This is a genomic window from Nonomuraea sp. NPDC048881 (assembly GCF_040649795.1).
GTDB lineage: Bacteria > Actinomycetota > Actinomycetes > Streptosporangiales > Streptosporangiaceae > Nonomuraea.
On record NZ_JBEZGC010000006.1, the window covers coordinates 472,647 to 496,788 of the forward strand.

The following is a 24,142-nucleotide window of genomic DNA, read 5'->3' on the forward strand; positions in this document are numbered from 1 at the left end:
GGTGACTGAAGTGATAGCGGGATATAGGCGGAGTAAGGGTGAAATAACGGTAATAGTGCGTTAGGGGTGACCGATGTGGTGGTCGTCCCGTTCGTGGATCAGCTCACGGACCAGCGCGCTCTGGCCGGCCAGGCCGTGCCGCGGCACCTTGGCGCCGGTCAGCCGGCCCCACGCCAGGCACGTGGCGTACGCGGCGCCCAGCACGGCCGCCTTGCTCTCCCGGTCGGGCGGCGTCACCACCGCCGCCTGCGGCACGGGCGCACCGCCCGGACGCACGGCGAAGCCCTCCGGCTCGGTGCGCTCGGCCGCCGACGTGCCCGTCAGCCCGGCACGCTCCAACTCCACGTACGCCCGCCGCAACCGGTGGTTCAGCCGCTCGGGCAACATCCTCCTGGAGTCCGACAGATCGGCCAGGTACGCCGCCGCCGCCCCGGACGCGTCCTCCACGAAGCCCAGCGCCTCGACCAGGTCGTACACCGAGTGGGCGAAGTACGCGTCGGGATCGGTCTCCGGCAGCAGGGCCAGCGCCAGCCGCGGCGGGCAGCGGTCGAGCCAGGCCCGGCGCACGGCGTCGTCGCCCCGCGCGGCCGTGGCGTCGTCGCGGCCGGGCCGGCGCAGCACCGGCTCCACCATCGTGAGCAGCGCCAGCGCCCGCGGCCTGAACCGGATGTCGGACAGCAGCACCTGGGCGGTGTCGGCGATCAGCGCGGCCAGCCGGAGCGCGGCCCGCGGACGGCCGGCGCGGGTGCGCTCGGACACCAGCGTGACCAGGTCGAGCAGCGGCGGCGCGGGCAGCCAGCGCACCCATTCGTCGCCGGGCAGCGAGCGGCGCAGGTACTCGCCGAACAGGGTGATCAGGCGCTCGTTGCCGTCGAAGGCCGGCGCGTACGCGCACCACATGATCGTCCCCCAGACGGCGGCGACCGTGCTCGGCACGTCGGCGGCGAAGATCTCCCCGAAGGCGGTCAGCGGGTAGTCCAGCTCCGACTTGCGCCCGGCGCCGCGGACCATCTCCGCGATCTGCCCGGTCACCACCGGCAGCACGTCGGGGCCGATGAAGGCCTGGGTCGAGCCGGGCTCGGCGGCGAAGTCGGGCCCGGTGGGCACCACCTGGTCCGGCAGCGCGGCCGTGGCGTGCCCCACCTTGCGCGCCCGTTCGCCTCTGGGCGGCGGCGCGGGGTGCCAGCGGCCGTCGCCGGGGTCGTGCAGGTGCCAGCGCGCGTACGCGCCGAAGAGCCAGCGGTCGCCGTCCTGGGTCACCAGGACCCTGGCCGCCAGGACGTGCGCGCGGTCGGGCACGGACAGGCCCTGCCAGCGCGGGTCCGCGACCATCGCGCGGACCTCCGCCTCTGCCGAGGTGAACGCATCCCAGGGGCGCACGGCCGTCATCGTACTGGGCCGCCCGACGTCACCCGTCGGCATTTCACGGCAGAATGTCCGCTATGAGGGCAAAGGTGGCAGGGGTGTTGGCAGTGGCGGGTGTGGTGAGCGGCTGCGGGACCGCCGCGGCGCCGCCCACTCCCACCGGTCCCGGCGTGCTCACCGTCCAGAACGCCCAGGCGCCTGCGCCCGGCGGCGAGGTCGGATCGGCCTCCAGCGAGTTCGCCGACGCCGCGGAACTGGCCGTGTGGAGCAAGCTGAGCGACACCGAGAAGGACGTCGACAGGATCGCCAAGCTCGACGTGAACAAGACCGCCAAGGGCGCCCTCTACCTGGAGCCGAAGACCTCCACCTGGTACGACGGCTTCCGCGGCCCCTTCGTCTACCAGGAGCTGGCCGGGGACATCGTCATGCACGCCCGGGTCAAGGTCACCGGCAAGAAGGGCGGCAGGCCGGCGCGCAAGTTCTCGCTCGGCGGGCTCATGGCCCGCCAGCCCGGCACGTACGACAAACCCGTGTGGATGTCCGTCACCACCGGCACCGCCGACGCGGCCGGGCAGGTCGAGGCCAAGTTCACCCAGGACGGCAGCTCCAAGCCGCTGGAGGTGGCGGTCAAGGACGGCTGGGTGGACCTCGTCCTGGCCAGGCTGGGCCGGGTCGCCGTCGCGCTCTACAAGGAGGACGGCGGCGCCTGGAAGGTCGCCAGACGCTGGCCCTCGAACCTCCCCGAGGTGCTGCAATGGGGTGTCACCGCCTACACCGACTGGGACAGCTACGGCGCGCTGAAGAAGGACGCCGCCAAGGCCAACGCCAAGCAGATCAAGGGCGTCCCCGATCTCAAGCTGACCGTCGACTTCGTCCGTTTCCTCCGCCCCGAGCTGCCGGAGTACGCCGACCCGCTCAACACCGCCTCGGTGTCGGACCAGGTCCTGATCAAACTGCTGACGCCTGCCGGTGCCTGACCGCCTTGGCCATGTAGTTGTCCGGGGTGCGGGCGAAGGAGGCCCGGTCGTCGTCGGTGAGCTCGCGCACGATTTTGCCCGGCACACCGGCGACCAGCACCCCGGACGGGATCTTCTTGCCCGGCCCGACCAGCGCTCCCGCGGCGACCAGCGTGCCCGCGCCCACCCGGGCGCCGCCGAGCACGATCGCGCCGATGCCGACCAGCGCGCCGGTCTCGACGTGCGCGCCGTGGACCATGGCCTTGTGGCCCAGGCTGACCCGGTCCTCCAGGATCGCGGGCTGGCCCGCGTCGGCGTGCAGGCAGCACAGATCCTGTACGTTGCACTCCTCGCCGATCTCGATCCGCTCGTCGTCCCCTCGGAGAACGGAGCCGTACCAGATGCTGGAGGCCCGGCCCACCCGCACACTTCCGACCACGACGGCGCCGGGCGCGATGTACGCCTCCGGGTGGATGTCCGGCACTGCCCCGTCGTCCAACGCTGCTATGTACATTCGTCCAATCGTAATTCCCGCCCCAGGTGTGGCGTTCCGGTTGCGGACGTGGGCAGATGGCAGGAAAGTCGTTTCCTGACGTCTCGTCGTCAGACCCTCACAACCCGCAGTTTTCCCCCGCCTCACGCAAACCCTTAGGTAACCCCCATGACAAACCAGCACGAGAGCATTCCCGATCTGATGCAAGAGGACACCTTCGAAGTCGTGATGCGCGGCTACAACCGCCGTCAGGTGCACGACTACATGATCCGTACCCGGAACCAGGTCCGGGATCTGGAAGAGCGGCTGGCACGGGCGATCGACCAGGCGGAGCAGGGCCGGGTCGAGCTGGCGGAGGCCAGGCGGCGGATGGTCGAGGCGCCCCAGAGCTACGAGGACCTCAGCCCGAGGCTCGCGCAGATCCTGAAGCTGGGCGAGGAGGAGGCCGCGGCCAAGCGCGCCGACGCGGAGGCCGAGGCGACCGCCGTGCGGGAGAGCGCCAGGGCCGAGGCCGAGCGGCTGGTGACGACGTCGCGCGAGACGTCCGACAAGATGCTGACCTCGGCGCAGGCGGAGGCCGAGCGGCGGGTGGCCGAGGCCACGCAGGCGGCCGAGCGCATGCTGGCCCAGGCGGGCGCGGACGCCGAGGAGCAGCTCGGGTCGGCCCGCAGCGAGGCCGAGGGCCTGCTGCGCGACGCGCACGCCGAGGCCGAGCGGGTGCTCGGCGGGGCGCAGGCCGAGGCGGAGCGGATGATGGCGGCCGCCCACGCGCAGGCCGAGCAGCTGGTGGCGGGGGCGCACGCGGAGGCCGAGTCGATGCTGGCGGCGGCGCGTCAGCGCACGGCCTCGCTCGACGAGCACGCCGGGCGCCGGGTGGAGTACCTGACCAACACCCACACCGAGGTCGTGCGGCGGCTGACCGAGATCGGCTCGGTGCTCGGCGACCTGATGCGCACCGAGGCGGCGGCCGGGCAGCTCGTGCCCGAGTCGGCGCTGCCGCCCGCGCCGGTCGCCGCCCAGCAGCCGGTGGCCGCTCAGCAGCCGGTGGCCGTCCCGGCGCCTGCGCCGGAGCCCGCCATCGAGGCCGCGCCGGCTCCGCAGCCTTCCGCGCAGGACGACGTGCGGGTCATCGTCGAGGAGGACGAGGAGAAGCCGAAGGAGAGCGTCTCCGACGACACCGACGTGCACATCCTGCGGCTGGGCGAGTACCACACCTAGAGGGTGAAGGGGCGGGGAGCGGAAGCCCCCGCCCCCGATAGGGTCGGAGACTTCCGCGTTCGTGGCCCCGTTGGGGGCCCGGTGCCGGGGCCGCCGAGACGCTGGACCCGGCACCGGGCTGCTCGCGTGCGAGCCGCGGAACGCTCCACGGCCCGCGTCAGGGAGGAGCGGGGCCGGCCCACCAGCGGGGCTGCCGGCCGGTCCGTTCCTCCTGGTCCCGAAGCTGGTCGCGCAGGCCGTCCGGGTCGTCCGCGTCGATGGTCATCGCACATCCGGCCTCGCGCTGCGCCGCGTCGAGCGGATGGTGCCGCGTGGCCCACCAGCGGCCCGCGTCGCTCCGCCAGATGGTCCACCTGGGGTACTCCCGGGCGATCTCGGCAAGATGCCGGTCAACGGACATCCGCGCACCTCTCCCGGGCCCCAGGCGAAGGTTCCATCTCCTGTACGGTTCCATCTCCTTAGAAGATGAGGGACCTCTCTAGAGAAATCAATGATCGTGATGGACAGGTCAACCTATCGCTTGACAGATCGGGTTGAACTAGGCGTCGAAGTCGTACTGGAGTACGTATGCCGCCGAGTCCAGGACCATCTCGTTGAGCTCGACGGGTCTGCCGCCCGCCGTGTACGCGGTGCGGGCGATGACGATGACGGGGGTTCCGCCGGGCAGGTCGAGCAGCCCGGTCTCGCGGGGGCCGGGCATGCGGGCCCGCACCTCCTCGGTGAAGTGGGCCGGGGGCAGGCCCAGGTCGCCGAGTCTGGCGTAGACGCCGCCCGGCCCGGTGTCGGGCAGGGTGATGGCGCTGCCCTGGACCAGGCGGGCCGGGAAGGAGGAGGTCGCCAGCTGCACGGGTCGGCCGTCCACGGAGTAGCGGCGCCGACGCACCCATACCTCGCCGCTCTCCAGGACGCCCGCCACCTCCTCCGATGCGCGCTCCAGCACCACCTCCACCTGGTCCACGGTGAAGGGACGGCCCCGGGTGTCGGCGTCCCAGATGGCACGCCCCTGACCCCACTGCTCTCGTGACAGGCGGCGCGAGCCGTGCCTGCGGATCGGTTTGAACAGGCGCACGTAGACCCCCGAACCTCGTTTGGGCACCGCCAGCCCTTCGTTGATCAGTACGGCAAGCGCCTGCCTGGCGGTGGCGCGTGCGATTGCGTAGTCGGCCATGAGCGCGTTCTCGCCCGGTAGGCGGTCCCCGTCGCGCAGTTCGCCGGACAGGATCCGGGCGCGGAGGCCGTCGGCGATGCGGCGATAAATAGGGGGCTCGTGGGGTACCGGGGATTCAGACACGTTTCGATCACCCTCTGTCACCAACCAGGTTGTGGCGTCTCCAGAGAACTTGCCCCGTCTTGTCCACGATCGCACAGATACAGAGGTTGGTCCCGAGCTTCTTTTGAGCTGATCGTGCCTGTGTGATGAATGCGAGGACGTTTATGCAGACCGTTATCGTGGAACGGTCCCGGCCGCTATTCGCGGGGCCCACCAGCGGCGAGTAACCGACGCGGCGAGCAGCGCGCCCGCGGTGTTCATGATCACGTCGTCCACGGAGGAGAACCGGCCCAGTCGCAGGGCGTACTGGAGGAACTCGACCGTGACCGAAAAGGCGGCCGCGACGGCCGCAACCCGGCCGTAGGAGGCCATCGCGGCGGTCCGTACGGGCAGCAGGGCGCCCAGCGCGGCGAACACCAGCAGATTGCCCCCGACCTGCACCGTCACCGTCTCCCACGAGGCTCCGGCGAGATCGGCGAGGTCCATGAACGGGACGAGGCCGACCCCGGACCGGCCGGTGGACGGCGTGAGGATCATCCAGATCCACGGCGCGGTCCCCACGACGACGCCGACGTCGGCGAGCGAGGTGCGCAGCGGCGCCGGATGCCCGGCGCGGGCCCGGCGGCGGGCGAGCAGGATGATCACCAGGACGGCCACTGGAAGCGCAAAAACCCCAGCGATAATGATATTTCCCCACAATTCCCACGTGCGCGCCATTTGGTCATCATCCCGGGCCGCCGAGGGGTACCGGAAGATGTCTGTATGGACAGGTCCGCCAGGGGCCCGGCCGAGGGGTGGCTCAGTGTCACCGGCGCCACCGAGGCCTGACGGGCTCGCGTGGTTCCCGCCCCCGCCGGACTGTTGTCTCACCGTCGCCCGACGATCTATACCGGGAGTGAGGCTAGAGGAGGCTGCTGTGCTGACCCATTTCATCGGCGGGCTGCCGGTGGCGGCGGGCAATGCGTTCCCGGTCCACGACCCGGTGACGGGCGGGGTGATCAGGCAGGTGCACGAGGCCGATCCGGAAGTGGTCGACCGGGCGGTGCGCGCGGCCAGGGAGGCGGCGCGCGACTGGGCGGGGCTGCCGGTGGCCGAGCGGGCCGGATGGCTGCGCCGCCTCGCCGAGGGCATCGAGGTCCGCTTCGACGACCTGGTCACGGCCGAGATCGCCGACACCGGCAAGCCGCTCGGCCAGACCCGCACGCTGGACGTGCCGCGCGGCATCGCGAACTTCCGCGCGTTCGCCGAGATCGCCTCCCAGCGCCCCGACGACGCCTTCCACCTCGCCGGCGTGCTCAGCTACACCGTGCGCAGGCCGCTCGGCGTGGTCGCCGTGATCGTGCCGTGGAACCTGCCGTTCCTGCTCATGACGTGGAAGCTGGCCCCCGCCCTCGTCGCCGGCAACACCGTGGTCGTCAAGCCGTCGGAGCACACGCCCGGCTCGGCCGCGGTCTTCGCCGAGATCTGCGCCGAGGCCGGCCTGCCCCCGGGCGTGGTCAACATCATCTTCGGGCACGGCCCGGCGGGCCAGCTCCTCGTCGAGCACCCGGGCGTGGACGGCGTGACGTTCACCGGCTCGACCGCGACCGGGACGCAGATCATGAAGACCGCCGCCGACCGGGTCAAGCCGATCTCGTTCGAGCTGGGCGGCAAGAACGCCGGCCTGATCTTCGAGGACTGCGACCTGGGCCGGGCCGTCGCGGGCACGGTGAAGTCGGTCTTCACCAACGGCGGCCAGGTGTGCCTGTGCACCGAGCGGCTCTACGTCGAGCGGCCGATCTTCGAGGACTTCTGCGGCCTCCTGGCCTCGCGCGCCCAGGAGGTCGAGCCGCAGCCGATGATCTCGGCCGGGCATCGGGAGAAGGTGCTGTCCTACTACGCCCTGGCCCGCTCGGAGGGGGCCAAGGTGCTCACGGGGGGCGGCGTCCCGACGTTCGGCGACCACCGCGATTCCGGATATTTCGTGGAACCGACGGTAATGACAGGGTTGTCGGAGTGGTCCCGCTTCAATCGAGAGGAGATCTTCGGTCCCGTGTGCCACGTGGCTCCTTTCGACAGCGAGGCCGAGGCGATCGACCTGGCCAACAGCAGCGAGTACGGCCTGGCCGCCACCCTCTGGACCACCAACCTCGACCGCGCCCATCGCGTGGCCCAGCGCCTGGAGGCGGGGCTGGTCTGGGTCAACACCTGGTACCTGCGCGACCTGCGCACCCCGTTCGGCGGCGTGAAGCTGTCGGGCATCGGCAGGGAGGGCGGCACGCAGTCGCTCGACTTCTACTCCGAGCCCACCACGATCACCATCAAACTGGAGCAACCCGATGCATGACGAATGGTCTCTGGCCGTCGACACCCGGGGTCAGGCCGCCGAGCGGCTCGTCGAGGCCGCGCGTACCGGCAAGCCCTGCGCGCCGCTCAGGGATCTCATCACCACGGTCACCGACGCCTACGCGGTGCAGGACATCAACATCCGGCGGGCGCTGGCGGAGGGCCGGCGGCCGGTCGGCCGGAAGATCGGCGCCACCAACCCGCTGCTGCAGCGGAAGTTCGGCATCGACCAGCCCGACCACGGCATGCTCTTCGCCGACATGGCCGAGCTCGACGGCCGGCCCATCAAGGTGCAGCGGTTCCTGCAGCCGCGCGCCGAGGCCGAGGTCGCGCTCGTGTTCGGCAAGGACCTGACCGAGGGGCCGTTCACGCTGGTGGACGTGATCAGGGCGGTGGAGTTCGCGCTGCCCGCCATCGAGATCGCCGACTCGCGCATCGCCGACTGGGACATCACGATCACCGACACGGTCGCCGACAACGCCTCCTCCGGCGCGTACGTGCTGGGCGCCACGCCGAAGCGGCTGACCGACCTCGACCTCGGCGCGGCGGCGATGACGATGACCCGCGACGGCGAGGAGGTCTCGGCCGGGTCCGGAGCCGCGTGCATGGGCAACCCGCTGAATGCCGCACTCTGGCTGGCCGGCGCGCTGGCCGCCACCGGCCACCCGCTGCGCGCCGGGGACGTCGTCCTGACCGGCGCGCTCGGCCCGGTCGTGCCGGTCGAGGCCGGGAACGTGTTCGAGGCCAGGATCGAGGGGCTCGGATCGGTGCGGGCGGTGTTCGGCACGTGAGCCGCGAGGCCATCCGCGTCCCCGGCAAGGCCGTGCCCCGGGGACGGTTCCCGCACGTCAAGCGGGCGGGCGACTTCCTGTACGTCTCCGGCACCAGCTCCCGCAGGCCCGACGGCACCTTCGCGGGCGCCCGCGCCGACCGGTTCGGCGTCACCGACCTGGACATCCGCGTCCAGACGCGGGCGGTCATCGAGAACGTCGGGGACCTGCTCACGGCCGCCGGAGGCTCGCTCGCGGATCTCGTACAGATCACCACATACCTGGTAAACATGAACGACTTCAAGGGCTACAACGAGGTGTACGCCGAATTCTTCGACGAGGAGGGTCCGACCAGGACCACGGTGGCGGTGCACCAGCTCCCGCACCCGCACCTGCTCATCGAGATGCAGGCCGTCGCCTACCATCCACAGGAGCGACCATGATTCCCCCCATTGACTTCACCAAGTGGATCGACGAGCACGCCCACCTGCTCAAGCCGCCGGTCGGCAACAAGGTGGTCTTCGAGGGGGCCGGCGACTTCATCGTGATGGTGGTCGGCGGGCCCAACTCCAGGACCGACTTCCACGTCGATCCGTACGAGGAGCTGTTCTACCAGGTGCGCGGCAACATGCACGTCAACGTGGTGACCGAGAACGGCCCCGAGACCGTGCACGTCAAGGAGGGCCAGATGTGGCTGCTGCCGGCGCGCATGCCGCACTCGCCGCAGCGCCCGGAGGCCGGGTCCGTCGGGCTGGTGGTGGAGCGCATCCGGCCCGAGGGCGAGCTGGAGAAGTTCCAGTGGTACTGCGCGGAGTGCGGCGCCAAGGTCCACGAGGTCGAGCTCCAGGTGCGCGACATCGTCAAGGACCTGCCGCCGGTCTTCGAGGCGTTCTACGGCGACGAGAAGGCCCGCACGTGCGACCGGTGCGGCGCGCTGCACCCCGGCAAGGGCTAGCTGGCCACCGACGCCCGCGCGCCGCGCGTGCCCGGGGCGTCGGGCGAGGGCTGAAGGGGGCTCCCATGCGCGTTGCCGTGCTGGGGCTGGTCGCGCTGATGGTCGCCGGCTGCGGCGGCTCGGTGCCCCTCGCCGCGGAGGACGAGCCCGTACGGGTCGGCGCGATCATCTCGCAGACCGGCGTGTACGCCACCCTCGGCGACGACATGGAGACCGCCATGCGGCTCTACCTGGACGACCACCACGGCCTGCTCGGCGGCCGGCCGGCCCGGCTGGTCGTGGCCGACGACGCCGGCAGCCCGGAGATCGGCGCCGAGCAGGCCAGGAAGCTGATCGACGGCGGGGCCGACGTGCTCACCGGCCTGCTCGCCTCCCCGGTCGCCGTCTCGGTGGTCAAGGAGGCGGCCGGCACCCCGGTGGTGATCGCGAACGCGGGCGCCGACCAGCTCGGCGGGCCCGGCGTCTTCCGGGTGTCCTACACCAACCGCGCGCACGGCTACGCGGCCGGCCGGTACGCCGCCGAGCACTACGCCGGCAAGGACGTGGTGCTCATGGCCTCCGACTACTCCGCGGGCGCCGAGACCCTGACCGGCTTCGCCGAGGGATACGGCGCCGGGCCGCTCAAGCGCATCCTGACGCCGTTCGGCGGGCAGGCCGACCTGGAGCCGTACCTGGCGCGCATACCGCGCGAGGCGCGGCTTCTGTACGCCTTCTACGCGGGCGGGGAGGCGGTCGCGTTCGTCAAGGCGTTCAAGCGGTTCGGCTACGATGCCAGGATCAAGCTGCTGGCCTGCCAGAACCTGGCCGACGAGGACGTCCTGCGCGCGGTCGGCCGGGACGCCGAGGGCATGGTCAGCGTCGGGCTCTGGTCGCCCGCGCTGCAGAACCCGGCCAACGCCGCGTTCGTGGCGGGGTGGCGGGCGCGCACTGGGCGGAACCCGTCCGCGGTCGCGCTGCAGAGCTGGGACGCGATGCGGCTGATCGACCGGGCGGCGGCCGCCGGCGGCGACCTGACGAAGGCGCTGGCCGGGGTGGGCGAGCTGGACGGCCCACGAGGATCGCTCCGCCTGGACGCGGCCCACAATCCGGTGCAGAACTGGTACGTCCGCGAGTACCAGAATGGTGTAAACCGGATAATCGCCACCATCTCACCCTCGTAAGGAGCACAACCGGTGCTGGACCGCGACGCCTGCCTCGCCCTCGACGCCGACGATCCGCTGCGGCCGTTCAAGGACGAGTTCGTCCTGCCAGAAGGGGTCGTCTACCTCGTGGGCAACTCGCTCGGCGCGATGCCCCGCCGCGCCGCGGAACGGGTGCGCCGCACGGTCGAGGACGAGTGGGGCGGCCAGCTGGTCGGCGGCTGGAACGCGGCCGGCTGGTACGACCAGCCGCTGACCGCCGGCGACCGGCTCGCGCCGCTGATCGGGGCCGGCCCCGGCCAGGTCGTCGTGGGCAACACCACCACGATCGCCGCCTACCAGGCGCTGGCCGCCGCCGTACGGCTGCGCCCCGGCCGCAAGGTGATCGTCTCCGACCCGCGGAACTTCCCCACCGACCACTACATCGCCCAGGGCCTGGCCCGGCTGCTCGGCGACTACGAGGTGCGCGACTACGCCGAGGGCCGGTTCGACGACGCGGCCGTCGTGCTGCTGTCGGAGGTGGACTACCGCACCGGCGCCCGGCGGCCCGTGCCCTCGGTGACCGCCCAGGTCCAGGCGGCCGGGGCGCTCATGGTCTGGGACGTGTGCCACAGCGTGGGCGCCATGGAGGTGGACGTGTCGCAGGCCGACTTCGCGGTCGGGTGCACGTACAAGTACCTCAACGCCGGACCCGGCGCGCCCGCCTTCCTCTACGTCAACCCGCGCCACCACGCCACCGCCGAGAACGTGCTGTCCGGCTGGCACGGCCACGCCGAGCCGTTCGCCTTCGAGACCGGCTACCGCCCGGCCGAGGGCGTCCGGCGCTTCGCGGTCAGCACGCCGCACGTGGTGTCCTTCGCCGCGTTGGAGGCGGCGCTGGACATCTGGGAGCGGGTGCCGATGGCGCAGGTGCGGGCCAAGAGCCTCGCCCTGACCTCGCTCTTCGTCGACCTGGTCGGCGACGCGCTCAAGCTGGTCTCGCCCGCCGAGCCGGACTCGCGCGGCAGCCAGGTCTGCTTCCACCACCCGGACGGCTACCCGGTCATGCGGGCCCTCATCGACCGGGGGGTGCACGGCGACTTCCGCGCGCCGGACGTCCTGAGGTTCGGCTTCGCGCCGCTCTACATCGGCTACGCCGACGTCCACGACGCGGCCACCACGCTGCTGGAGGTGCTGGACAAGGAGCTGTGGCGGGACGAGCGGTACGCCCGGCGGCTCGCGGTCACCTGATCGGGCGAGTCCCCTCCCTCCTGAGAGCGAGCCGGAAGATCGCCGTTGTCGGCGATCCGCCGCCAGGGGGTCTCTGGCCAGGATTGTCCCATCGAAAGCCGATGTGACCTGGAGAGATCCCCATGAAGCGCACCCGTCTCGCCGCCGCCGTCCTGGCCCTGTCCGCCCTGACCGTGAGCGCTCCCGCCCTCGCCCATGCGGAGGTGGGCGCCCACAGCGCCGCCGCCGCCGTCCAGGTGCCGCCGATCAACGAGACCGCGCTGCGCAAGAGCATCGCCGGGCTGCCCGCGGCCGACGCCACCGCGGCCGAGGTCAGGGTCAGCGGCTCGGCCGGCTCCTGGCACGGCGTCTCCGGCGTGACCGATCTGCGCGGGAAGCACCCGGCCAGGGAGGGCGCCAGGTTCCGGGCGGGCAGCGTGACCAAGGTGCTCACCACGGCGGTCGTGCTCCAGCTGGTGGCCGAGGGCAAGGTCTCCCTCGACCGCACGGTCCAGGACTACCTGCCGGGGCTGCTGCCCGCCGACTATCCGCCGGTCAAGCTGGCCCAGGTGCTCAACCACACCAGCGGGCTGCCCGCGCCGAAGTCGGAGGGCGGCTTCGAGCGGGTCTACGCCGACCGCTTCAAGACGATCACCCCGCGGGAGTACGTCCGCCAGGCCGTGCTCAACCCGATCGAGTTCACCCCGGGGACCGAGCAGCACTACCTCAACATCAACACCTTCGTCGAGGGCCTGGTGATCGAGAAGGTCACCGGCAGGTCGTACGAGCAGGAGGTCGGCGCCCGGATCCTGCGCCCGGCCGGCATGAACCAGAGCTACTTCCCCGGCAGGTCCGTCAAGATCCACGGCCGGCACAACCAGGGCTACCAGGTCGTCCCCAAGGGCTTCCCCGACTCCTTCCCCTACGGCGACGCGTACGTCGTGGACGTCACCGAGATGGAGGTCACCTCCACCTGGGCCTCGGGCGACCTCATCTCCACCGCCGCCGACCTGGAGAAGTTCACCAAGGCGCTGTTCGGCGGCCGGCTCGTGCCCGCCGAGCAGCTGAAGCCGATGTTCACCGTGCCGAAGGTGACCATGTACGGCACCGACGACGAGCCGGCCCACTACACCTCGGGCCTGACCGAGCTGACGCTGCCCGGCGGCATCGTCGCGTACGGCAAGACCGGCGCCCGCTACGGCAGCTCCACCGGCATCGGCGCCACCCAGGACCTGAGCCGCGTCGTGGTCTACTCGCTCAACTCCACCGACGCCAAGGCCCAGGGCCAGAACGAACGCGGCCTCGGCATCGCACTGGCGGCCTTCGCCGAATAGAGGCGGCCTTCGCCGGGACAGATCAGGGACCTCGCGGTGGCTTTCGTCACAGAGGTCCCTTATCGCCTTTCCTGGCGTGTTTCGGCAAACTGATCCAGATATCATGGCCGGTGCCCACAAGGCACTGACGATGTTCGCCCGCGTGACCGTGCGACCTCCGCACACCCGGCGGGTCGGGCGGGAGCGCGCCCCCAGCTCCGGGAGACCCCCGCCATGCTGCTGACCTTCGCGGTCACGACGCTGATCATGATCATGATCCCCGGCCCCGACGCGGCCCTGATCATGCGCAACTCCCTCGCCCACGGCCGCGTGGCCGGCCTGCTGACCATGCTCGGCGGCCTGCTGGGCCTGTCCGTGCACGCCGCGGCCGCCGCGGTCGGCCTGTCGGCGCTGCTGGCCGCCTCGCCCACCGCCTTCACCGTGGTGCGCGCCCTCGGCATCTGCTACCTGCTCTGGCTCGGGGTGCACGCCCTGCTGTCGAGCCGGAACCGGGCCAAGGCCGTGGAGGGCGCCGCGCCCCCGACCGGCTCGCCGCTCGTGCACGTGCGCAGGGGGCTGCTGTCGAACCTGCTCAACCCCAAGGTGCTGCTGCTCTTCGTGACCTGGCTGCCGCAGTTCCTGCCCGGCCACGGCGACACCCTGGGACGGGCCCTGCTGCTGTCGGGGATCATCGCCGTGCTGTACGTGCTCTGGTTCAGCCTCTACAACGTGATCATCGACCGGGTGAGCGCGCTGCTGCGCAGGCCGCGGGTGCGGGCCAGGGTCGAGCGGGTGACCGGCGTGCTGCTGGTCGCCTTCGCGCTACGGCTGGCCGTCCAGTAGCTTGACCGCCCGCTTCGGGGCGATGGCCCGGTAGCTCTCCTCGACCCAGTCGAGCAGCACGTCGGTCTCGGGCAGCGCCGACAGGAACGGCACGGTCACCCAGCCGGCCCTGCCCAGGCCGTACCCGCTGGGGGCCGCGCCCTCGACGGTCAGCGCGTGGCCGTGCGCCTCCGACAGCAGCTTCACGCCGAACGTCGGGGCCCACTTCTCCGTCTGCTCGTCCAGGCCGAGGAACAGGAAGACCTTCTTGTTGACCTTGATGACCGTCTCGCCCCACGGATGGTCCTCGTGGGTCTCGGGCAGCCCCAACGCGAAGGCCCGCAGTTCCGCACGCACGGTGTGCCAGTCGTCCATGCATGGACGGTACCGAAGACGGGCCCGCGCGGTCATCGGGGCGGTCGCCGGAACTCCGTGAGCCTGGCCTCGATGGCGTCCCTGATCCGGTCCCTGGCCTCCATCCGGGGGACGCCGGACATGAGCAGGCGGTCGTAGTCGGTGTCGAGGTGCCGGACCGACGCGATCACCGCCAGCGTGATGGCGTTCTCGTCGAGCGCCCTGGCCGCCGCCGTCCTGCCCACCCGGCCGCTGCCGCGCCGGCCGGCGTGCTCGGCGATCTCGCGGGCCCGCTCGGCCGGGCAGCCCGGGAACAGCCGGGCGATCTCGGCCGCCATCGCCGCCTGGAAGGCGACGTCCTGCTCGGCCCTGCGCACCTGGTCGCGCTCGCGGCGGCGCAGCCGCGCCTCCTCGTCGGCCAGGCAGCGCTCCTCGGCCGCGGCCAGCGCGGCCTCCTCGACCAGCACGCCCTGGCGCTGGTAGACCTTGCGCCGCCGGTTGTACCGGACGACCACCGCCGACAGCCCGCTCTCCTGCTTGGCCCGCCGGCTGAGCGCCGCGTTGCCCGCCGGCAGGAACACCAGGTGGTCCAGGTCGGCGCAGCTCAGGCAGTGGGGCCGGTCGTCCTCCATGATCAGGTACGGCCCGGTGTCGCCGCAGGACGCGCACGTCCACGGGTCCTCGGAGACCACGGCCACCAGGTCGGGGACCTTGCTCTGCCGCTCGGTGAGCCGCCGCACCCGGGCCTCGCTCAGATCGGGCGAGAGCCAGTGGACGCGGAAGGCGTCCTGCCCGTGGCCGGAGGTGAAGCGCAGGTCGCGCCGGTCGCGGGTGCCGGCCACGTATGGCGTCTCCACCGGCCGCAGCCCCTTGGCCAGGGCCCATTCCCGCAGCAGCCCGGCCGTGACGAGCAGCCGCTCCTCGTCCACCGCGGCCAGTTCGGCCAGCGTGCCGGCGCGGCCCTGCCGCCAGAGGTCCACGTGCCGGGACCGCAGCCAGCGCAACCCCGTCACGACGTCGATGAACGTCACGTAGTGGCGGTTGGTCAACGCGATCTCGGCTGCTTCTGCGACCCTGCGGGCCAGGTTGGGCTTGCTCACGCGGTCCAGTCTCCCGCGCCCTTTGTCGTGAGATGGCGAGACCCGCAGCTTTCCTTTTGGCTATTGCGGCAAGTAACCCCTTCGGATCTGGCATCTTGGGGGAAATCGTGCGCCTGCTCTGGCCTGCCGTACTCATGCTGGCCACCTCGTGTGGCGTCGCCGAGGACGGCTCGCAGCCCGTCGTGACGGGCGCGTTCGGCAGCAAGCCCGTCGTCGCCATACCTCGGGGGAAGCCGGGGCGCACGCCGCGGATCACGGTGCTCTCCATGGGCAACGGCCGGCGTACGGTCCCGGGGGACGTCGTGCTCGCCGACGTGGACATCCGGCGATGGTCGGGAAACAAGCCGTATCTCAGCACCTACGACGGCAACCAGCCCACCACGGTCGTCTTCGACGGCAGGCAGGTCTCCGAGACCTGGCGGGCCTCGCTCATCGACAGGCCGGCCGGCAGCCGGGTGATGCTGGTCAGCCCGGCCTCCGAGGCTCTGGGCCCGAACGTGCCGCTGACCGGCGTCTCGCCGGCCGACACGCTGGTGGTGGTCTTCGACATCCTCGGCGGCTACCCGCCCGACGCGCGGCTCGTCGGGCGGGCGCTGCCGGCGATCCCGTCCGACCTGCGGCCGGACTCCCCGCCCCGGACCCTCATCGACGGTTCGGGACGGGACGTCACGGCCGGTTCCAAGGTGGTCATCCAGTACGTGGCCGCGTCCTGGCCGTCCCGCACGGTGGTGGACTCGTCCTACCGGAAGGGCGGTCCCAGCGCCTTCACGCTCAGGCCCGGCTCGGTGCCGCCCGCCTGGCTGGAGGCGCTGGTCGGCAGCCAGGTCGGCAGCCGGCTGGCCGTGGGCTCCCCGGGGGACAGGCCCATGCTGTACGTGATCGACGTCCTCGACACGATCACGACTGCCTGAGCCGCCTCAGCCGCAGTGCTCGAACGGGCTGTCGTAGGCCGAGGCGCCGGCCTTGCCGCCCCACTTGACGCACGTGTTCGCGGCGGCGGCGTAGACCGGACCGGCGTAGTACCCGTAGTTGCCGGAGTCGGTCTTCCTGGTACTGCCCTGCACTTCCAGGTAGGCGGTCGTCGCGGTCGCCGTGCCGAGCGACTTCGCCTTCATGGTGACCACGCAGTTGTTGCCGTTGGAGCCGTTGTAGAGCAGGTAGACGGTTCCGTCGGTGCCGAGCCCGGCCGAGTCGATCACGTCGTAGCCGGCGCCGCAGGCCTCCTGCGGCGTGTACGGGTTGCTGGACCCGCCGCAGTTCTTCGAGCTCAGCGTCTGCACCGGGTAGCCGAAGGTGACGCCGTTGAAGACGGCCTTCTGGATGTTCGACGGGTAGCTGGTGCCCAGGCGCACCTCGTAGTGCAGGTGGGGGCTGATGTTGTTGCCCGGCTTGCTGGTGTTGCCGACCGTGCCGACCTGCTGGCCCTGCGAGACGGACTGGCCGGCGCTGACCAGCCGGGTGTTCAGGTGGGCGTAGTAGGTGGACCAGCCGCCGCCGTGGTCGATCTTGACGAGGTTGCCGTAGCCGTTGGTCGAGCCCTGGTGCGCCGAGATCACCACCGTTCCCGAGGCGGCGGCCACGACCGGGTCGCCGAGGTCGGCGTCGGCGGTGCTGCCCCTGTTGAAGTCGATCTCCCACGACTGGTGGGCGCTGCTCGCGCTGGAGTTGCCGGTCCAGGTCTGGCCGCAGGGGAACGGCATCTGGAAGTTCGTCGCGAGGAGCTGCGCCTGCGCGGACTCCGGCTCCGGGTCGGCGAAGGCGGGGGTCGTCGTGCCGAGGCCGAGTAACAATGCCAGGCCGGCGACCATTGATCGGCTGAGCTTCATGGGGTGATCCTTTCCAGTGGGATCTGTGACACCAGAGTCCGCATTGGCCGCACAAGAATCATCCAGAACCGATACAAAGAGCTGTCAGATCTCCCGTAAAGGGGCTGATGCTGTCATGACGGTCACCTTCCACGTCCTCGGCCCGTTGGAGATCCGCTCCGCCGGCCGTCCCCTACGGATCTCCGGCGGCAAACCCCGCATGCTGCTGGCCACGTTGCTGCTGGAGGCGGGGCAGGTGGTCGGCGCCGACCGGCTCGCCGAGGTGCTCTGGCCGGGGCGCCCGCCGCGTTCGGCGCTGGCCAACGTGCGCACCTACGTCAGCTCGCTGCGGTCCCAGCTCGGCCCGGTCGGCCTGCGCGCCGCCGGGGCCGGCTACACCATCGACGTCGCCGACGGCGCGCTCGACCTGCGCCTGTTCGAAGAGCTGGCCCGTCGCGGCGAGTACGGCGCGGCCCTCGCGCTCTGGCGCGGCGCGCCACTGAGCGACCTGCCGGGCAGCCCGGTCTGGGACCGCCGGATCGAGCACCTCCACCGGCTGCGGCTGCGGGCCGCCGAGTCGCTGATCGAGCGGCGCCTCAAGGCCGGCGACCACGACGGCGCCGCCGACGAGCTGCGCGGCCTGCTGGTCGAGCATCCCTACCGGGAGGACCTGTGGGGCCGGCTGCTGCTCGCCCTGCACCGCGGGGGCCGCAAGGCCGAGGCGCTGCGCACGTACGCGGCGGTCCGCGACCAGCTCGTGGACGAGCTCGGCGTCGAGCCGGGGGCCGAGCTGCGCGGCGCGTACGAGCTGATCCTGGCCGACGAGGGTCGGGCGGCGCCGGCCGTGCCTCGGCAGCTCCCGCCCGACCTGCCGGACTTCATCGGCCGGGCCGCCCCCCTGGCCGCGCTGGCCGGGACGTTCTCGGTCGCGGTGATCTCCGGCCCGCCCGGTGTGGGGAAGTCGGCCCTGGCCGTGCACGCCGCCCACCGCCTGCGCCCGGCCTTCCCCGCCGGGCAGCTCTACCTGGAGCTCGGCGGCAGGGCGCCGGGCGAGCTGCTGGCCGAGGCGCTGCGGGCGCTCGGCGTGACCGGCGCGCCGCCGACGCCCGGCGAGCGGTCGGCGCTGCTGCGGTCGCTGCTGGCCGAACGCCCGATGCTGGTCCTGCTGGACGACGCCCGCGACGCCGCCCAGGTACGCCCCTTGCTCCCCGGCAACGACAGCGCCGTGATCGTGACCACCAGGCGGCGGATCACCGAGCTGCCCGGCGCGCTGCGCGTCGAGCTCGGCGAGCTGTCGCCGGAGGAGTCGCTGGCGCTGCTCGGCGGCGTCGCCGGGGCCGGGCGGGTGGCCCGCGAACCGGCCGACGCCCTGGCCGTCGTCACGCTGTGCGGCGGGTCGCCCCTGGCGGTCAGGGCCGCCGGAGCCCGGCTGGCGGCCCGGCCCGGCTGGTCGCTGTCGGTGCTGCGCGAGCGGCTCGAAGAGGACTGGCTGGCCGAGCTGAAGGAGGTGCGGGCCTGCCTCGACGCCGGGTACCGCAGGCTGCCCGCGGAGGCGGCCCGTACCCTGAGCGCGCTCGGCGTCCTCGGGCCCGCCGCCGGGGCGCAGCCGGGCTGGGTGGTGGACGCGGCACTCGGCCGGCACGGCGCGCACGACGTCACCGACCTGCTCGTGGACGCCCACCTGCTGGACCCGGTCGGCACCGACGACGTCGGCCAGCCGCGCTACCGCGTGCCCGACCTCGTCGGCAGGCACGCCCGCGACCGCGGCCCCGACCGCGGCGCGCTGGCCCGGGTGCTCGCGGCCTGGACGGCCACCACCGAGCACGCCATGGCCCGCCTGCCCACCACCGTCTTCAGCCTCACCGCGGCCAGGGCGGCCAGGTGGCGGCTGCCCGCGCGCACGCTCGACCGGCTCACCGCCGACCCGATCACCTGGTTCGAGTCGGAGCACGAGGCGCTGGCCGGAGCCGTGGACCTGGCGGCCGAGCTGGGCCTGGCCGAGTCGGCCTGGGGGCTGGCCGCCGCCATGGTGCCCTACCTCGACCTGCACTGCCACCTCGGCACCTGGCGCCGTACGCACACCGCCGCCCTGGCCGCCGCCCGCGCCGCCGGCGACCGGTACGGCGAGGCCGCCATGCTCAGGGGCCTGGCCCAGGTCAGCCTCTACCAGGACCGGTACGAGGAGTCCGCCGAGGGCTTCACCCTCTCCCGCCAGATATTTCACGAAATAGGAGACGTCAGGGCCGAGGCGACCTCGGTCTGCGGGCTCGGCGCCGTGAACCAGTTCCGCGGCCGGCACCTCCAGTCGCTCGGGTATCTGCGCCGGGCGCTGGCCATGTTCGTCGCCTCCGAGGACCGGCACGGCGAGGCGTTCGCCCGGCAGGCCATCGGCCGGGCCTGCCTGACCTCGGGCGACCTCGTCCAGGCGGCGGAGTCGCTGGGCGAGGCCATGCGGCTGGCCCAGGAGCTGGGGGACGCCCACCGCGAGGGCTGCGTGTGCCTCCAGATGGGCCGGCTGCACCAGGCGATGTCGTTCCACCGGCACGCCCTGGAGATCTTCGAGTCGCTCGGCGACCGCCACTGCGGGGCGTACGCGCTGCAGAGCCTCGCGGGCCTCCAGGCGGCGCGCGGCGACCTGACCCGCGCCTCGACCGGCCTCGAACGCTCGCTGGAGGTCTTCCAGGAGCTCGGCGACCGCAGCGGCGAGGCGTCGGCCACCCAGCTGCTCGGCGAGTTGCACCGCTCGGCCGGGCGCACCGGCCTGGCCCTCGACTACCTCAGGCACGCCAGCGCCCTGCGCCGCAGCCTGCCGGCCTGAGGGGGACGTCAGGGACCGGAGACCAGGCGGCGGACCAGCCGCCGCAGCCGCGACTGCTGCAACGGCACGCCCTGCAGCGCGTCGAGCGCCTCGGCGGCGCTCGGCCGCTTGGCCGGGGAGTGGTCGAGCATCCGGCGCACCACGTCGGGGACGTCGGGACCGTGGGCGTCGGAGCTGGTCGGGAGCTGCCCGGTGAGCAGCTGGTAGGCGATGGCCCCCGCCGCGTAGACGTCGGACGCGGTGGTCATCCGGTCGGGACGCTCCTGGCACTCGGGCGCCACGTAATGGGCGTCGAGCACGTTGCCCAGCTCGTGGGCGACCGTGTAGTTGCGCGGCCCCGGCTTGGCGTAGTCGAAGCCGGTCAACACCGCGTGCCCGTCGTCGGTGACCAGCACGCACCCGGGCGTGAGCGCCCGGTGGACGACGCCGTTGGCGTGCGCGTGCGCGAGCCCGCGCAGCAGGTCCTGGATCACGCCCAGCCGGGCCCCCTTGCCCAGCGACAGGTGCAGCGCCTCGCCGTGGACGTCGTCGAGCACCAGCACGAACCGGCTCTCGTCGTCGATGGCGAAGAAGTCGCGCGAGCGCACGACGCACGGATGGGGCGGGATGCGGGCCAGCGACTGGTAGGCGTTGGCGATGCGCTGACGCTCGGCGGCCCGCGCCTCGTGGTCGGCCAGCGGATCGGCCTGGTAGACCCGCAGCAGCACGGTCTCGCTGCCCGGCAGCGTGGCGTTGAACGCGCGGTATTCGGTGACCTTGGCGTCGCCGCCGAGCTGCTCCTCGACCTCCCAGTTGCCGAACCTGGGCGGCGCGGTGCTGCGGCGCACGGTGTGGTTGAGCGCGTCGAGCACCGCCGTCAGGTAGGGGCGCACGTCGGGGCTGCACCCCCGTCTGACCCGCGAGACGTCGCCCAGCGTGGCCACCAGGCCGGGCAGGTCGGTGACGTTGGGGGCGTCGCGGCCGGCCTGGTCGACCAGCTCGGCGTCGGGCGAGGTGAGCACGACCAGGCTGTCGACGTAGACGCGTTCGAGCTGGGTGGCCCTGGACACCAGCAGGCCCTTGAGCGCCTTGGCCGTGCCCCGCAGCTTGGTCACCGGAGAGCCGAACGCCTCCCGGCGCGGCGGGTACCAGCGGGTGCCGGACACCTCGATGCGGCCGCGGGTGCCCTTGACGTCGACGACCACCAGCGAGTGGGCGGTCAGCACGAGCAGGTCGACCTCGAACACGTCGTCGCCGCGCGGGACCTCGACGTTGTGCAGCAGCAGCCAGTCGGCGGGGGCGTGGTCGCGCAAGTAGGAGATCACGCGCCGTTCGGCGTCGTTGACCGGCCGTCCTCCGCCGACGATCTGTGCCATGGCGCCTATCCTCGCACGGTTCTCCATTGACAACATGCTGTCGAAATGACAGTATGTTGTCATGAAGGGAATCATCCACCACGCCGTCTACGACACCTTCGCCGACTGGGAGACCGGGCACGCGACCGCCCATCTGCGCAGCGAGCGCTTCCAGCGCGAGCCGGGGGCGTACGAGATCGTCAACGTCGGCCTGACCGGCGAGCCCGTCGTCAGCATGGGCGGCCTGCGGGTCACCCCGGGCCTCGCGCTCGACCGGCTCACGCCCGAGGGCAGCTCGCTGCTCATCCTGCCGGGGGCCGACCTGTGGGACGCGGGTGACGAGCTGGCGCCGTTCGCCCGCAAGGCGCGCGAGTTCCTGGAGGCGGGGGTGCCGGTGGCGGCCATCTGCGGCGCCACGGCCGGCCTCGCCCGCGAGGGCCTGCTCGACGACCGCGGCCACACCAGCGCGGCGCTGCCGTACCTGGGGGCCCAGCAGGGCTATGCCGGAGCCGGGCACTACCAGGAGGCGGACGCCGTGCTCGACGGCGACCTCGTCACCGCCGGCCCGACCGAGCCCGTCGCCTTCGCCCGGGAGATCTTCCGCCGGCTCGACGTCTACCGGCCCGACGTCCTCGACGCCTGGTACCGCCTGTTCGGCGAGAGCGACGCCTCGGCGTTCGAGGTGCTGATGGCCGCATGACCCCCGGCGGCAGCCCCGATCCCGGAGACCCCCATGCCCGCCGCGACGGGAGCGGTGGCGGGCGAGGTGGGAGCGGTGACGGCGGTGAGAGCGTGGCGGCCGAGCTGCTGTCCGGTCTGGCCCTGGCGTCGTTCCGGCTCAACGGCCAGTTCCTGCACGTGGCGGAGGAGCTGGCCAAGCCGGCGGGCATGACGGCGGCCTGGTGGCAGGTGCTGGGCGCCGTCCTGGGGGAGCCGCTGCCCGTGGCGGGGATCGCCCGGGTGATGGGCATGACCCGCCAGGGTGTGCAGCGCATCGCGGACCTGCTGGTGGAGAGGGGCCTGGCCGAATACCGGCCCAACCCCGCCCACCGCCGCGCCAAGCTCCTCCAGCCGACGGAGGCGGGCCGCGAGGCGATCGCCGGGATCGTCCCGGGCCACCGCGAGTTCGCCGACCGCCTGGTGGACGTGCTCGGCCTCGACGCCGCCCGCGAATCCCTGACCGCCCTCCACCGCCTGACCGCAGCCCTCGACCGCCTGATCACCCCCTGACCCGGCCTCTCCCGCGCGTCCCGCCCCCTCCCTGTCCTTCGACGGGAGGGGGCGGTTTTGGTTCGGGGGCGTTCTCGCAGGTCAGCGGGACATCCGGCTCGACCGTCGTCCGGTAATAGCGGAACAGCACCTCCGAGGCGATCACCTGGATAACCACTCACCTGGTCGCCAAATTCGCCGAACTCGGGCCCCGGCGTCGTAGGTCGTTCCTCAAGTTTCGGGTGATCGTTGCCTGAACGGCAGGGCACGAACGCCCCAACATCGCCGCCGGAAGGCCAAAAGAATCCCGTTCACCGGGCAGCCCGACCGGGATATATGCAGTGCCCCGTCGATGAGCGCGGAAACCGAGTGCCAAGAAATCGAGGCGTCTCCTTGACCTTCGTTAGGGCATTCCGAGTTGCGATTTTCGCTGCCTGCCGCGATGGTTATTTGCGGCACCTCACAGCCCTGCACAAACGACCATGGCGCACAAATTCAGCGCCGATCCATGGAGGAAAGCAAACATGATCCGTCGCATTCTGGCCGGTGCAGCTATCGCGGTCACCGCTCTCGGCTTCTCCGCCTCCGCCGCGTCCGCGGACGTCGGCCCCAACCCGTACAACAACGGGCAGAGCATCCTGAGCCAGCTGAGCATCCTCGACGACCTGACGGCGCTGAACGATGTCGCCAACGACTCCATCAAGTACATCGACATCCTCACCCTGCTGCACCTGAACGACATCGAGGCCAACGTCCTCAACAACCAGGACAAGTACGGCGACAACAACTGAGCCTCCTCGCGTGGCGTAGGCAGGAAGACGATCGGCGACCCGCAGGAGAATTCGCGGATCCGCCCGGCCAAGGTCGCCTTCCTGGTGCCTTGAGGTGGACCGAAAGTACGGGCCGTGGCATTTCGCGAGGCCACGGCACGGGCTTGGTGCGCACCGAGCTCTGAACGCCTCGCGGCCCAGGTCGATCACTGCAGGACGACCTGGGCCGCGGGGCTCACGCGTAGGCGCACCCGGCTCCGCGCGGGCCCGGCCGGCGAACTCGGCCAGCCGGGCTCGGCCTAGGCGTCGGAACGGCCCGGGCTCGGGCGTACGACGCCCAGGAAGCGCGGCCGTTCCAGCGCGTCGAGCCGGACGAACTCGCCGCTGAAGGGCGCGTGCACGATCTGCGTGCCGTCCACCGCGAGCGCCACGTGCTCGGGGCCGGGGGTGTCGACGTCGCTGTCGTAGAACACCAGGTCCCCGGGCTGGATCTCCTCCCGCGGTATCCGGATCCCGGACCGCCACTGCTCGTACGTCGTCGTCCCGATGGCCACGCCGGCCCGCGCCCACGCGTACTCGGTGAGGCCCGAGCAGTCGAATCCCCAGGTCCTGGCCCCTTTGCCGATTCCGAATCCGGGGCCGCCCGGACCGCCGCCGCCCCACGAGTACGGGACGCCGATCATCTCTATCGCCGCCCGCAGCGCGATCGAGCCCGCCGCCGACCGGACGGCCGGGGCCTGCGCGCGGCACCCGTGCGGATGGCAGCCCGCGGCGCCCTGCGCGGGCATCGAATGGGAAACGCACACAATGGTGTGCGCCAATGCAATAGCCAACGATCGCAGTAGTCCGTTCATGGCATATTCGGCACCCCCGCGTGGCCGGTCGCGCCGTCGTGACGGCACGGCGTTTCAAGCGAC

Annotated in this window: 25 protein-coding genes; 15 read left to right on the forward strand and 10 right to left on the reverse strand. The window is 72.0% G+C overall.

Annotated features, from left to right (window positions below):
- Positions 1-60: 60 nt before the first annotated feature.
- The gene (locus tag AB0C33_RS24310) at positions 61-1,389 is read right to left on the reverse strand and encodes a hypothetical protein (protein ID WP_358291828.1); all 1,329 of its coding nucleotides are present in this window, start codon (positions 1,387-1,389) and stop codon (positions 61-63) included.
- Between the two features lie 74 nt (positions 1,390-1,463).
- Between AB0C33_RS24310 and AB0C33_RS24315 the strand changes: the two genes are divergently transcribed.
- Positions 1,464-2,342: a hypothetical protein gene (locus AB0C33_RS24315; protein WP_358291612.1), complete on the forward strand. Its 879-nt coding sequence runs from the start codon at positions 1,464-1,466 to the stop codon at positions 2,340-2,342.
- Here AB0C33_RS24315 and AB0C33_RS24320 read toward each other — a convergent pair.
- Positions 2,314-2,835 (reverse strand): gamma carbonic anhydrase family protein, encoded by a 522-nt coding sequence (locus AB0C33_RS24320; protein ID WP_358291613.1) that lies wholly within the window; start codon positions 2,833-2,835, stop codon positions 2,314-2,316. The two genes, AB0C33_RS24315 and AB0C33_RS24320, sit on opposite strands and share 29 nt — an antisense overlap.
- Positions 2,836-2,982: 147 nt before the next feature.
- On the opposite strand from AB0C33_RS24320, the gene AB0C33_RS24325 reads away from it, so the two are divergent.
- Positions 2,983-4,032 carry a hypothetical protein gene (locus AB0C33_RS24325; protein WP_358291614.1) on the forward strand — a complete coding sequence of 350 codons (1,050 nt, stop codon included), beginning with the start codon at positions 2,983-2,985 and terminating at the stop codon, positions 4,030-4,032.
- Between the two features lie 157 nt (positions 4,033-4,189).
- On the opposite strand, the gene AB0C33_RS24330 is transcribed toward AB0C33_RS24325, so the two are convergent.
- From AB0C33_RS24330 to AB0C33_RS24340, 3 genes are all read right to left on the reverse strand, one after another.
- Entirely contained in the window at positions 4,190-4,432 is a 243-nt protein-coding gene (locus AB0C33_RS24330) for a hypothetical protein (protein WP_357975253.1), read from the reverse strand.
- A 138-nt stretch (positions 4,433-4,570) separates the two neighbouring features.
- On the reverse strand, positions 4,571-5,323 hold the full coding sequence (locus AB0C33_RS24335; RefSeq protein WP_358291615.1) for a GntR family transcriptional regulator: 753 nt from the start codon (positions 5,321-5,323) through the stop codon (positions 4,571-4,573).
- A gap of 153 nt (positions 5,324-5,476) precedes the next feature.
- On the reverse strand, positions 5,477-5,959 hold the full coding sequence (locus tag AB0C33_RS24340) for a VanZ family protein (RefSeq protein WP_358291616.1): 483 nt from the start codon (positions 5,957-5,959) through the stop codon (positions 5,477-5,479).
- Between the two features lie 259 nt (positions 5,960-6,218).
- Between AB0C33_RS24340 and AB0C33_RS24345 the strand changes: the two genes are divergently transcribed.
- The 8 genes from AB0C33_RS24345 to AB0C33_RS24380 all read left to right on the forward strand — a co-directional run bounded on the left by AB0C33_RS24345 (position 6,219) and on the right by AB0C33_RS24380 (position 13,856).
- Complete coding sequence (locus AB0C33_RS24345; RefSeq protein ID WP_358291617.1) at positions 6,219-7,628, forward strand: aldehyde dehydrogenase family protein; 1,410 nt, start codon at positions 6,219-6,221, stop codon at positions 7,626-7,628.
- Positions 7,621-8,418, forward strand: coding sequence for a fumarylacetoacetate hydrolase family protein (locus tag AB0C33_RS24350; protein ID WP_358291618.1), 798 nt, complete (start codon positions 7,621-7,623; stop codon positions 8,416-8,418). Before AB0C33_RS24345 ends, AB0C33_RS24350 begins: the two co-directional genes overlap by 8 nt.
- Complete coding sequence (locus AB0C33_RS24355; protein ID WP_358291619.1) at positions 8,415-8,840, forward strand: RidA family protein; 426 nt, start codon at positions 8,415-8,417, stop codon at positions 8,838-8,840. The genes AB0C33_RS24350 and AB0C33_RS24355 overlap by 4 nt, the downstream gene beginning before the upstream one ends.
- A complete protein-coding gene (locus tag AB0C33_RS24360) occupies positions 8,837-9,352 on the forward strand; it encodes a 3-hydroxyanthranilate 3,4-dioxygenase (protein WP_358291620.1) in 516 nt (171 codons plus the stop codon). Before AB0C33_RS24355 ends, AB0C33_RS24360 begins: the two co-directional genes overlap by 4 nt.
- 65 nt (positions 9,353-9,417) lie before the next feature.
- Positions 9,418-10,512 (forward strand): ABC transporter substrate-binding protein, encoded by a 1,095-nt coding sequence (locus AB0C33_RS24365; RefSeq protein ID WP_358291621.1) that lies wholly within the window; start codon positions 9,418-9,420, stop codon positions 10,510-10,512.
- A gap of 12 nt (positions 10,513-10,524) precedes the next feature.
- Positions 10,525-11,721, forward strand: coding sequence for a kynureninase (gene kynU / locus AB0C33_RS24370; protein WP_358291623.1), 1,197 nt, complete (start codon positions 10,525-10,527; stop codon positions 11,719-11,721).
- A gap of 122 nt (positions 11,722-11,843) precedes the next feature.
- The gene (locus AB0C33_RS24375; RefSeq protein ID WP_358291624.1) at positions 11,844-13,034 is read left to right on the forward strand and encodes a serine hydrolase domain-containing protein; all 1,191 of its coding nucleotides are present in this window, start codon (positions 11,844-11,846) and stop codon (positions 13,032-13,034) included.
- 213 nt (positions 13,035-13,247) lie between these two features.
- Entirely contained in the window at positions 13,248-13,856 is a 609-nt protein-coding gene (locus tag AB0C33_RS24380) for a LysE family translocator (RefSeq protein ID WP_352322983.1), read from the forward strand.
- Here AB0C33_RS24380 and AB0C33_RS24385 read toward each other — a convergent pair.
- Positions 13,836-14,210: an MmcQ/YjbR family DNA-binding protein gene (locus tag AB0C33_RS24385; RefSeq protein ID WP_358291625.1), complete on the reverse strand. Its 375-nt coding sequence runs from the start codon at positions 14,208-14,210 to the stop codon at positions 13,836-13,838. The two genes, AB0C33_RS24380 and AB0C33_RS24385, sit on opposite strands and share 21 nt — an antisense overlap.
- 32 nt (positions 14,211-14,242) lie before the next feature.
- Complete coding sequence (locus AB0C33_RS24390; protein ID WP_358291626.1) at positions 14,243-15,289, reverse strand: DUF2293 domain-containing protein; 1,047 nt, start codon at positions 15,287-15,289, stop codon at positions 14,243-14,245.
- Positions 15,290-15,396: 107 nt separating this feature from the next.
- On the opposite strand from AB0C33_RS24390, the gene AB0C33_RS24395 reads away from it, so the two are divergent.
- Positions 15,397-16,200 (forward strand): FKBP-type peptidyl-prolyl cis-trans isomerase, encoded by an 804-nt coding sequence (locus AB0C33_RS24395; protein WP_358291627.1) that lies wholly within the window; start codon positions 15,397-15,399, stop codon positions 16,198-16,200.
- A gap of 6 nt (positions 16,201-16,206) precedes the next feature.
- On the opposite strand, the gene AB0C33_RS24400 is transcribed toward AB0C33_RS24395, so the two are convergent.
- Positions 16,207-17,115, reverse strand: a complete 909-nt coding sequence (locus AB0C33_RS24400; protein WP_358291628.1) for a M23 family metallopeptidase — start codon at positions 17,113-17,115, stop codon at positions 16,207-16,209.
- Positions 17,116-17,230: 115 nt separating this feature from the next.
- Between AB0C33_RS24400 and AB0C33_RS24405 the strand changes: the two genes are divergently transcribed.
- Positions 17,231-19,912 (forward strand): BTAD domain-containing putative transcriptional regulator, encoded by a 2,682-nt coding sequence (locus tag AB0C33_RS24405; RefSeq protein ID WP_358291630.1) that lies wholly within the window; start codon positions 17,231-17,233, stop codon positions 19,910-19,912.
- 8 nt (positions 19,913-19,920) lie between these two features.
- On the opposite strand, the gene AB0C33_RS24410 is transcribed toward AB0C33_RS24405, so the two are convergent.
- A complete protein-coding gene (locus AB0C33_RS24410) occupies positions 19,921-21,267 on the reverse strand; it encodes an NERD domain-containing protein kinase family protein (protein WP_352322989.1) in 1,347 nt (448 codons plus the stop codon).
- Between the two features lie 61 nt (positions 21,268-21,328).
- Between AB0C33_RS24410 and AB0C33_RS24415 the strand changes: the two genes are divergently transcribed.
- The 3 genes from AB0C33_RS24415 to AB0C33_RS24425 all read left to right on the forward strand — a co-directional run bounded on the left by AB0C33_RS24415 (position 21,329) and on the right by AB0C33_RS24425 (position 23,246).
- Positions 21,329-21,946 carry a type 1 glutamine amidotransferase family protein gene (locus tag AB0C33_RS24415; RefSeq protein WP_358291632.1) on the forward strand — a complete coding sequence of 206 codons (618 nt, stop codon included), beginning with the start codon at positions 21,329-21,331 and terminating at the stop codon, positions 21,944-21,946.
- 92 nt (positions 21,947-22,038) lie between these two features.
- Positions 22,039-22,476 (forward strand): MarR family transcriptional regulator, encoded by a 438-nt coding sequence (locus tag AB0C33_RS24420; protein ID WP_358291634.1) that lies wholly within the window; start codon positions 22,039-22,041, stop codon positions 22,474-22,476.
- A gap of 503 nt (positions 22,477-22,979) precedes the next feature.
- Complete coding sequence (locus tag AB0C33_RS24425) at positions 22,980-23,246, forward strand: hypothetical protein (RefSeq protein ID WP_352322992.1); 267 nt, start codon at positions 22,980-22,982, stop codon at positions 23,244-23,246.
- A 278-nt stretch (positions 23,247-23,524) separates the two neighbouring features.
- Here the strand turns inward: AB0C33_RS24425 and AB0C33_RS24430 are convergent, their stop codons facing one another.
- Positions 23,525-24,013, reverse strand: coding sequence for a C40 family peptidase (locus AB0C33_RS24430; RefSeq protein WP_358291636.1), 489 nt, complete (start codon positions 24,011-24,013; stop codon positions 23,525-23,527).
- Between the last annotated feature and the right edge of the window lie 129 nt (positions 24,014-24,142).